The organism is Patescibacteria group bacterium (assembly GCA_027858235.1).
Classification (GTDB): domain Bacteria; phylum Patescibacteriota; class Patescibacteriia; order Patescibacteriales; family BM507; genus BM507.
Window position 1 is genome coordinate 1 of record JAQIDC010000048.1, and the last position, 8,266, is coordinate 8,266.

Sequence of the window (8,266 nt, forward strand, 5' to 3'; positions counted from 1 at the left end):
AAAGCCCTTTGTCTTGTTTGAAGAATAGCAGAATAGCTAGTTAAATTCAATACTCTCAAAAGAATGGCCGGAGGAGAAAGAACGGTCAGACCCCTGAGCACTTTTCTGCGTTCATTGAAAAACATTTACAAGGTAAATCACCGATAGGTGAGAGAGGGTGCTCCGGGGTATATATAACCGAATACAAAAATAAAAGGCCAAACTCACAGGGGTCCGACCGCTAAAAACGTTTTATTTAACTGATTTACAAATTATTTAATCCATCAATACTTTATTTTTTATATACTCTATTATGTTTACCAAGGTCCAAAAAAATAACAAGAGTATAGCCATTAAACTCCTCAAAAATTATTCTAAGGTCAGACCCAGCAGATACTGCTCTTTTCCCAAGAAGATGCCCATTTAAAGAATGATTTTTAAGAAGTTTCATTTTAGGATTTAAAATAAATAATTTAATACACTCAAAAACCCTTTCTTTGTCTTTTTGAGATAGTTTTTTAAATTGTTTCTGAAATAACTTATGATATTTTATCTTCGTAGCGCCTTAAGGTATTCTATGGCCCTTTTTCCTTCTAGCTCTTTAGAGACATTTTTACCTTTTTTTGCCTCAGAAGATGCTTTTATAATTAAGTTCTCTTCTTCCAGACTTAGCCTATTCTCCGTACTAAGTAAAAAAGGAAGTCCTTTTCTGAGAGTAGTCTGCTTCAAAAAAAGCTTAATAGCAGAGCTCATATCAAGACCCAATTTATCAAATATTTTTTTTGCTTCTTTCTTGTCTTTTTCATTTATACGAACTTGGATATTAGACATATTTTAATTTTAATAATTACATTTTGATTATATATTAACGTAGTTACATTGTCAATACATTAAAATCATCAAGTCCACTCTTTCAAGAGAAAGACATAAAGAGAAAGAGCGGTCGGACCCCTGCACATTTTTCTATACTCATAGAAAGAGATTATATATATCACCAAATACAAAAAAACAGCCAAACTCGCAGGGGGCCGACCGCTAAAAAAACCTTTCAGCTAATTCACAGATTTAGATTTTTATAGGTATTGTCACCTCTCATCCTTATGCTATCAATAACTAATATTCCACTTTCCTTGTGAAATATGATTCTATAATCCCCATATCTCAATCTATAAAAATCAGAATTTTTTATTTTAATAGATTTTAGTTTTTTATCACCACTCAATAGACGCTTGATAATTTCCAATAATTTTTCCCTGTCTTTTTTAGATATTTTTTTTAATAATTTCTCAATATTATTCATAGAACCTAAGAAATCCTCTTTAAAACATCAACCAAATCCTTAGCCTTCATTCCCTTTCCTTTGTTATCACGAATAGCATCAAAAACAGTAAATTCCTTTTCTTTTTTACTGTCAATAATGAGTGGTTCAATTTCTAACTTATCTCCCTTGTCAGTTATAACAAACTGATTCGTATTAAATTTATCTCTCCATTTTTTAGGGATAGTAATTTGTCCTTTTGTGGTCGCTTTTGATATTGTTGTCATATGATTAAGTATTACTTTCTTACATTCTTACTTTATCATAACACAAATATATTGTCAAAACATTAAATCCTAAATGGCTCTAAATAGAGTCAGACATGTTAAATCAGTTTTTTATAAATATTTTTTATTTTTTATTTTGTCTATTTTTTCCCTAATTTTCTTATTCTCTTTTTCCAGGTCCTCTTTAGTTATGTTGTTCGACATAGAGACTCTTACTGTGTAAAAATCTTCCATAGCTTTCTCTAGCTCTTTATTTTTTTTATCAAGCTCTCTTGTTTTTTCTTTTACTTTTTTCTCCAACTGGCCAGAACTGATTGTTATTTCAGCTAAATCGGAGGACATTTTATTTATAGTTTTTGCTAAGTCTCCTAATTCATTTTTTGAATCCAGTTCTATTTTAATACCAAGCTTCCCTTTTCCAATTTCAATAGCGCCTTTTTGGAGAATATTTATTGATCTAGAGATAGAAAAAGAAATATATGTGCCAGCAAGCACTGCGAATATTAAGGAAACTATAAGCAAAAATCGGATTTCATTTAAATTACTTTGAATAGTCTTGTTTACTAAGGCATCTTTCTCTTTTAATTCTTCTTCTTCTTGACTTAAGGATATTTGGATTGAATCTAGCAAAGCCTCTTCAGCTTTTTCAAGATCTTCTTTTTTTTCAATAATTTCACTACCATAAACACCGTTTTCTTTATCACTAATTATATCCTCTGATATTTCGATAAATACCTCCCAATTCTTTTTAATTTCATTCTTCAATTCCTTCTTGCTAGGATTAAGCTGAATCAATGTTTCATATCTATTGAAAGCATCATTAAATTTACTTTTTCCTTCTTCAATCAAATCCCCTTCAGTCTCTTCTCCACTGCTTTCTTCTTCTCCACTGTTCGCTTCTTCTGGGGCTCTATCATCAAGAGACTTTTCTGCTTTTATTAAAGATAACTCCATTGTAGAGGAAAGAACCCTCAGGACAGAGGACTTTAAATCTTTTAAAGCACTCACAGTAGGGATTGTCTCTTCTCCAACTCCCTTAAACATTTCGCCAACAGTCTTTGAGTTTGAATAACTAAACCATCCAACCATTCCAACCATGAGAGTGATTAAAGAAAAACCCAATAAAATCATTAATTTTATTTTCATATATATATATTTTTATGAATTATAACTTACTAAATTATACCATTATTTTTTAGTTTTGTCTTAATTTGGACATGGTCATTAAGAGTCCGTGGGGTCAGATATACCAAAACAAACCCCGCTCCAGTCCGTGGGGTCAGGTCTAGCTTTCATCCTTTTTCTTTATTATATTTTTAACTATTTTCCCAACGAATGAATTATGCAAACCGACCTCCCTACCTATCTCTGACATACTATAGCCATAATCCCTAAATGCTTTGTATATCAATTCATTTCTCTCTTTTCGATCTGAATATTTCCCATCAAACATTTTACTCAAAGAAGGTCGACCAACATGTTTCTCAATTTTTTTAATATTTCCAGATTTTTTACTTTCCTGACTAATATATTTTTTAATATTTTCCACAAAATTAATAGAACCTAGAACAATCCCCCCTTTCAAGTCTTCCCAAGCATCATTTTCTTCTGTTTTTTGATTAATGTATTTTTTATATTCTTGCAATCCATCAAATCTGTTCAACACATCATCCCTTTCAACAACACCATATTCATTATCCGCTAGCATTTCTCTGTGACTGCTCCAGGGGTAATTTTCTGGAGTCTTCACTATCTTTGCTCTAACTGGATTCAATACAATGTATCTAACTAATTCATAAAAATATTTTTCCTCATCTACTAAAATTGCCTTATATCTTCCTTGGAATAAATGACCAACTGTTTTGTGCTTATAATTAAATTTCTGAGTATAAACCCCATTCAACTGCCTCATCCCCTGCGCGAGATTTGGATCGAGAGTTTTTATTAATAAATGATAATGATTGGACATCAAACAATAGGCATAACACTTCCAGTTGTATTGCTCAATATTTTCATTTAGAATATTTAAAAAATCAATAAAATCATTTTTTGTTTTAAAAATATTTTGCTTAGCATTCCCTCGAGATGTAATGTGATAGAATGCCCCTGGGTATTCTATTCTAAGAGGTCTAGCCATATATTCTGTCAATAATGATTAATAGAATTAGTATATCATAAATTGAAAAAGGATGAAGGCTAGACCCCAAGTTCCTTCCAAGTTCCATTTTTTCTCTTGACATAGTAATACAGCTGTAATACAATAGTAGTAGTAGTAATAATATTATTATTTAAAGAAAAAATATGCGCCAAATATTAAGTTTATCCCTACCTCAAGAGGAAACAAAAGAACTAAAAAAGAATGCTAAAGAAAGAGGATTTAGCTCTGTTTCAGCTTATGTTAAATATTTATTTGAACTAGACAAAGACCTAATCTCAGAAAAAGAACTATTATCGTCTGTTAAAGAAGCTCGAGACGATTATGAACAAGGAAAAACAATTAAGGCAAAGTCATTGATTGAAATCTTATGATAATCAAAGAAATTCATTTTTCAAAAAAATTTATTAAAGAACTAAATAAGCTACCGAAAGAAATTACAAAAATCGCTATAAAAAAAGAAAGTACTTTTAGAAAAAACCCCCTCCATCCGTCATTAAGACTTCATGAACTCCATGGAAAATTTAAGGGAATTTGGTCAATTTCTCTAAGTGGTAATTATAGAATAATATTTGAGAGAATGAAAAATGGAGACATATTGTTTATCTCCATTGGCAAACATGACATTTACAAATACTTATAATTTTTTATAAGTATTTTTTATTTTTTAATAATTTTCAGCTCTTAAAAAAGCTGAATTCAAGACCTCAAGTTCTCTCTGGATATTCTTTTCTAAGAGGTCTAGTCATATGTTCTATTAATAATGATTAATAGAAGCATCAAAAAAGGATGAAAGCTAGACCTGACCCCAATTACCGAAAATATTTTGTTTAGCATTCCCTCGAGAAGTAATATGATAAAATGCTCCTGGATATTCTATTCTAAGTGGTCTGGCCATATATTCTATTAATAATGATTAATAGAAGCATCAAAAAAGGATGAAAGCTAGACCTGACCCCAATTACCCACAATTACCTCAATTACCTTTTAAGAGTCCGTGGGGTCAGATATACCAAAACAAACCCCGCTCTGAAGAGCGGGGTTTGTTTATTGATTAAACGATTTAATCAATATATATTATCTGAAGTAAAATTACTTAGATAAAGTAGCACCAGTTACGTCAGTAATATCGAGTAGTGGGTTAGTGATTAATGTACCACCAGCAACACCATTTCCATAATATTGAACGTCACCACCAGCTAAATCATTGATAGCAGTACTAACTGAACCAGTTGTACCAGAACCACTGACATCACCAATAATAACTAAAGTAACTTCACCATCAACTAAACTAGAGTCAAGTAGACCTGCGCTTAGATTAATAGTCGCTACACCAGCTGTAGTTTGAACAGCTGTTGTTTTGTTAGCAGAAGCACCTTCAACGTATGCTTGAATATCAACAACAGTCGCTGTTGAAGTAGAAACTGCAAGAGCTAGAGTTTCTAGCTGAGCCTTTAGAGCTTCATTTAAAGAACTTCTGTTCATTCCATTGTCAAATACGAATTTGTACTTAGCAATAGTTCTGTTTAAACCATCTGACAATGTTCCGTCAGATAAAGTTGAAACAATAGAAGTCAACTTAGAACCTGCAATAGTAGAAGTCTTTGAAACTACTGTAGGTAGTGAGTATTCACCAACTGCAAGAGCACCATCATCGTCTTCTACGATAGCGATATCTTGACCTGAAGTGTCACCAATAGCAGTTACAGCCTTATTAGCAGACAAACCAAGAAGTGTTAGGTCTGTTGAGCTAGCAAGGTTGAAGATAATAGTTTCACCATGATCAGCTGTACCTTGAGCATCACCATCAGCATTAATAGACTTTGTTACAACACCAATATAAAGTGAAGTGGTTTGGTCAGCTCGCATTACTAGGTTTAGAGTGTCGAAGTATGCGTTTCCGTAAGCATCAACATCAGCTTCTGCAACAGCTACACCAGATTCGTCAAACAATTGAACACCTAAGACGTCGTCGGATTCTGAAGTTCCAGTTTGACCAAGAGCTAAAGTTTTAACTTTAACGTCTTCGTTAGTTGTTGTGAATACTAATTCACCTAGATATCTATCAGCATCTGTAGCAGAACCAGCAACAATATAAGTATTGTCATTAGCTTTCAAGTCATCAACTTTCATTTCAACCTTCAAAGTTCCAGTTGAAGCTAGGAAGATTAATCTTGAATCTGTTCCTGCATTAGAAACTGTTTCAGCAAATGCATCATTGTCTTCATTCTTTACAATGATAGATGTAGCAGCATCAGTAATTTCTAGTGAGAAATCACCAGCAGTTTCGAATGTACCTGGGAAACTAGCTAGTACTGTAAATGTAACATCTTCACCAGCTGGAATATTAACATTCAAAGAAGTGAAGTTAATAGCAGCGGTAGCAGCAGCGTCATCAGTAATTTGACCAGCTAAATTCTTAACTGATACACCGTCAGCAAATAATTCAAGAGCAGAAATATTTCCATCCTTGAATGCTGCATGTGTATCAGCATTAAGTTTAACTGAAGTTAGGGTAACATCTGAAGCAGTTCCTGCCTTAGCTGTTGCTCTATAGATTAATTCATCTACTGCACCTGGAACAAAAGTTTTGTTAGTCAAAGCTGTTGTTGTCCAGATTAATGAAGCAGTTTTTACAGTTGTTACAGAACCTGTAACAGATGTAGGAGTGATTTCACCGTTTAGCTCAGCGTCTGAAACTAAACCAGTAATAGAGAATGCACCATCTTCAATAGTAACGGCAAGAGTGTCGTCATCATCAATTGGATAAGTGTCATTTGAACCTTTTAGGTCAGCTCTTACTTCAAAAGTTCTCTTAACACCTTTAAGCAAACTCATTTCTTCATCAAAAGTCATTGCAACTGTATTAGAAGCGACACCAGCCGCAATGGTTGTGTCATAAATAACTCCTGTATTTACATCTCTTAACTCAACATTTTCAATTTCGTTAAGATCTAGCCCTGTACCAGCGATAATAAATTCATCACCATCAGCATCTTTGATGTAGTTAATAGTTGCATTTTCAGCATTTGAAACAACGCTAAAAGTAGCTAAAACTACATTGTCTGTACCAGGTCTAACGTCTTGTGAAGGAGAAGCAGCCTTATCCATATCTAGTGTAACATCACCAGCAGATAAAGTAACTGCAACACATTTAGTTGTGTCATAATCAAGAGGGTCTGTCATTTGAATTCCAAATCCATAAGTTTTACCAGTAAAGACCATGTCATTTACATCTTTAAGATATAGAGAGAAAGTATTACCAACACTTCCAATTCCCATATCAGCATAGATTTGGACTGTTACAGTATCACCCTTTTTAACGATAACGTTTTCAAGAGCGAATGTAGCGTATCTGTCAGCATATGTTCCTTGAGCAACTTCGGTACCATCAACAAACATCAATAGGTTTGAAGCTAAAGCATTGTCATTAGTACCACCATTTCTAAGTCTCAAAGAATTGAAGAATACATCTTCGTTAGTAGCAGATAGGTTGAATTCAGATACTAGAACATTATCTTCTCCAAACTCTGCAGATGGAGTACTTGCTGTAACAGCAGAAATAGTCATTGTTCCAATATTTGTACCAGTTGCAATTGCTTTTGTGTTACCAACTACTGGGAAAGAACCACTTACAACCGCACCGTTTGTGAGGATATCAGAAGCACTAGCAATACCAATAGAATAGTTACCAGTTGCAGAAGACAAAATTGTTGCTCTTACAACTAAAGATTTAGTTGTTCCAGCAGGAACTGAAATAGCTGGAGCGAAATTAAATACAGCAACTCTGTCTGAATTTAAATTCTTTGAAGTTCCAACTTTTACTCCGTTGTCATAGAAAGTAACTGAGTCAATATTCTCAGAATTACCTAGATCATAACCTGTAACAGTAATACTATTAACTGAAACATCACCATCATTAGCGGCAGTAATGTTTAGAGTCATGAAATCTGCAGGAGATCCAGCAGGGATATTTTGAGATGGAGAAGTGTTAGCAGCTAAAGCGAATGAAACACCTGTTCCAGCACCAGCCACTCCACCAGCACCTTGTGCTGTGTCAGATAATGCATCTTCTCTAACTGTAATGTCTGCACCCATAGATGGTACATTTAGAATTGAATCTATCACGTAGTTGAAAGAGAATTTGTTTGCTGCGAAAGCTGCTTCGTCAGCAACTAATCTAGCCATTCCGTCAGCATCGATGTAATAAACATCAGTACTACCGAATTTAACTAGTGAACCAGCTGGGTAAGTTGTTACTGAAGCTTCACCAGCTACGATTTCGTAGTTAGTAAAGAATGAATCAGCAATATCTACAACTCTTGAAGCCCAAGCTTCTCCATATAATACAGCAGCTACTTCTTCAGTTGGAATCAATAATAGATTTCCGCCTGGAGTTACAGCGTATACATTTGGGTTAGTAGTGATTTTAATTAATTTTGTTCCAGGTCTTACTGTAACATTCTTACCCAAAGGATAAGATTCTAACTCTGATTGAGCGATTGTTACTACACCTGAAAAATCGTTATACCATGAAAAGTAAGTAGACTCGTTAGGGAAAACGTATCTTTTGCCATCAGCACCAAG

At 33.8% G+C, this 8,266-nt stretch carries 9 protein-coding genes; 2 read left to right on the forward strand and 7 right to left on the reverse strand.

Going from position 1 to position 8,266, the window contains the following annotated elements; translation table 11 throughout:
- Positions 1-271: 271 nt before the first annotated feature.
- From PF572_04260 to PF572_04285, 6 genes are all read right to left on the reverse strand, one after another.
- Positions 272-532: a hypothetical protein gene (locus tag PF572_04260; GenBank protein MDA3840278.1), complete on the reverse strand. Its 261-nt coding sequence runs from the start codon at positions 530-532 to the stop codon at positions 272-274.
- Positions 529-810 (reverse strand): type II toxin-antitoxin system RelB/DinJ family antitoxin, encoded by a 282-nt coding sequence (locus tag PF572_04265; GenBank protein MDA3840279.1) that lies wholly within the window; start codon positions 808-810, stop codon positions 529-531. The genes PF572_04260 and PF572_04265 overlap by 4 nt, the downstream gene beginning before the upstream one ends.
- Before the next feature lie 226 nt (positions 811-1,036).
- Entirely contained in the window at positions 1,037-1,279 is a 243-nt protein-coding gene (locus PF572_04270; protein ID MDA3840280.1) for a type II toxin-antitoxin system RelE/ParE family toxin, read from the reverse strand.
- Between the two features lie 5 nt (positions 1,280-1,284).
- Positions 1,285-1,524, reverse strand: a complete 240-nt coding sequence (locus tag PF572_04275; GenBank protein ID MDA3840281.1) for an AbrB/MazE/SpoVT family DNA-binding domain-containing protein — start codon at positions 1,522-1,524, stop codon at positions 1,285-1,287.
- A 111-nt stretch (positions 1,525-1,635) separates the two neighbouring features.
- The gene (locus PF572_04280) at positions 1,636-2,670 is read right to left on the reverse strand and encodes a HAMP domain-containing protein (GenBank protein MDA3840282.1); all 1,035 of its coding nucleotides are present in this window, start codon (positions 2,668-2,670) and stop codon (positions 1,636-1,638) included.
- Positions 2,671-2,809: 139 nt separating this feature from the next.
- Positions 2,810-3,661, reverse strand: a complete 852-nt coding sequence (locus PF572_04285) for a transposase (protein MDA3840283.1) — start codon at positions 3,659-3,661, stop codon at positions 2,810-2,812.
- Between the two features lie 164 nt (positions 3,662-3,825).
- Between PF572_04285 and PF572_04290 the strand changes: the two genes are divergently transcribed.
- Together PF572_04290 and PF572_04295 are read left to right on the forward strand one after the other, a co-directional pair.
- Complete coding sequence (locus tag PF572_04290; GenBank protein ID MDA3840284.1) at positions 3,826-4,053, forward strand: hypothetical protein; 228 nt, start codon at positions 3,826-3,828, stop codon at positions 4,051-4,053.
- Positions 4,050-4,322 (forward strand): type II toxin-antitoxin system mRNA interferase toxin, RelE/StbE family, encoded by a 273-nt coding sequence (locus PF572_04295; GenBank protein MDA3840285.1) that lies wholly within the window; start codon positions 4,050-4,052, stop codon positions 4,320-4,322. The genes PF572_04290 and PF572_04295 overlap by 4 nt, the downstream gene beginning before the upstream one ends.
- Positions 4,323-4,771: 449 nt before the next feature.
- Here the strand turns inward: PF572_04295 and PF572_04300 are convergent.
- On the reverse strand, positions 4,772-8,266 hold a 3,495-nt coding region (locus PF572_04300; GenBank protein ID MDA3840286.1), incomplete at its 5' end, for a hypothetical protein.

Excerpts from the sequence above, each read along its gene's own strand:
- PF572_04265 (MDA3840279.1), bottom strand. The coding sequence starts at position 810 with ATGTCTAATATCCAAGTTCGTATAAATGAAAAAGACAAGAAAGAAGCA.
- PF572_04270 (MDA3840280.1), bottom strand. The coding sequence starts at position 1,279 with ATGAATAATATTGAGAAATTATTAAAAAAAATATCTAAAAAAGACAGG.
- PF572_04275 (MDA3840281.1), bottom strand. The coding sequence starts at position 1,524 with ATGACAACAATATCAAAAGCGACCACAAAAGGACAAATTACTATCCCT.
- PF572_04280 (MDA3840282.1), bottom strand. The coding sequence starts at position 2,670 with ATGAAAATAAAATTAATGATTTTATTGGGTTTTTCTTTAATCACTCTC.
- PF572_04285 (MDA3840283.1), bottom strand. The coding sequence starts at position 3,661 with ATGGCTAGACCTCTTAGAATAGAATACCCAGGGGCATTCTATCACATT.
- PF572_04290 (MDA3840284.1), top strand. The coding sequence starts at position 3,826 with ATGCGCCAAATATTAAGTTTATCCCTACCTCAAGAGGAAACAAAAGAA.
- PF572_04295 (MDA3840285.1), top strand. The coding sequence starts at position 4,050 with ATGATAATCAAAGAAATTCATTTTTCAAAAAAATTTATTAAAGAACTA.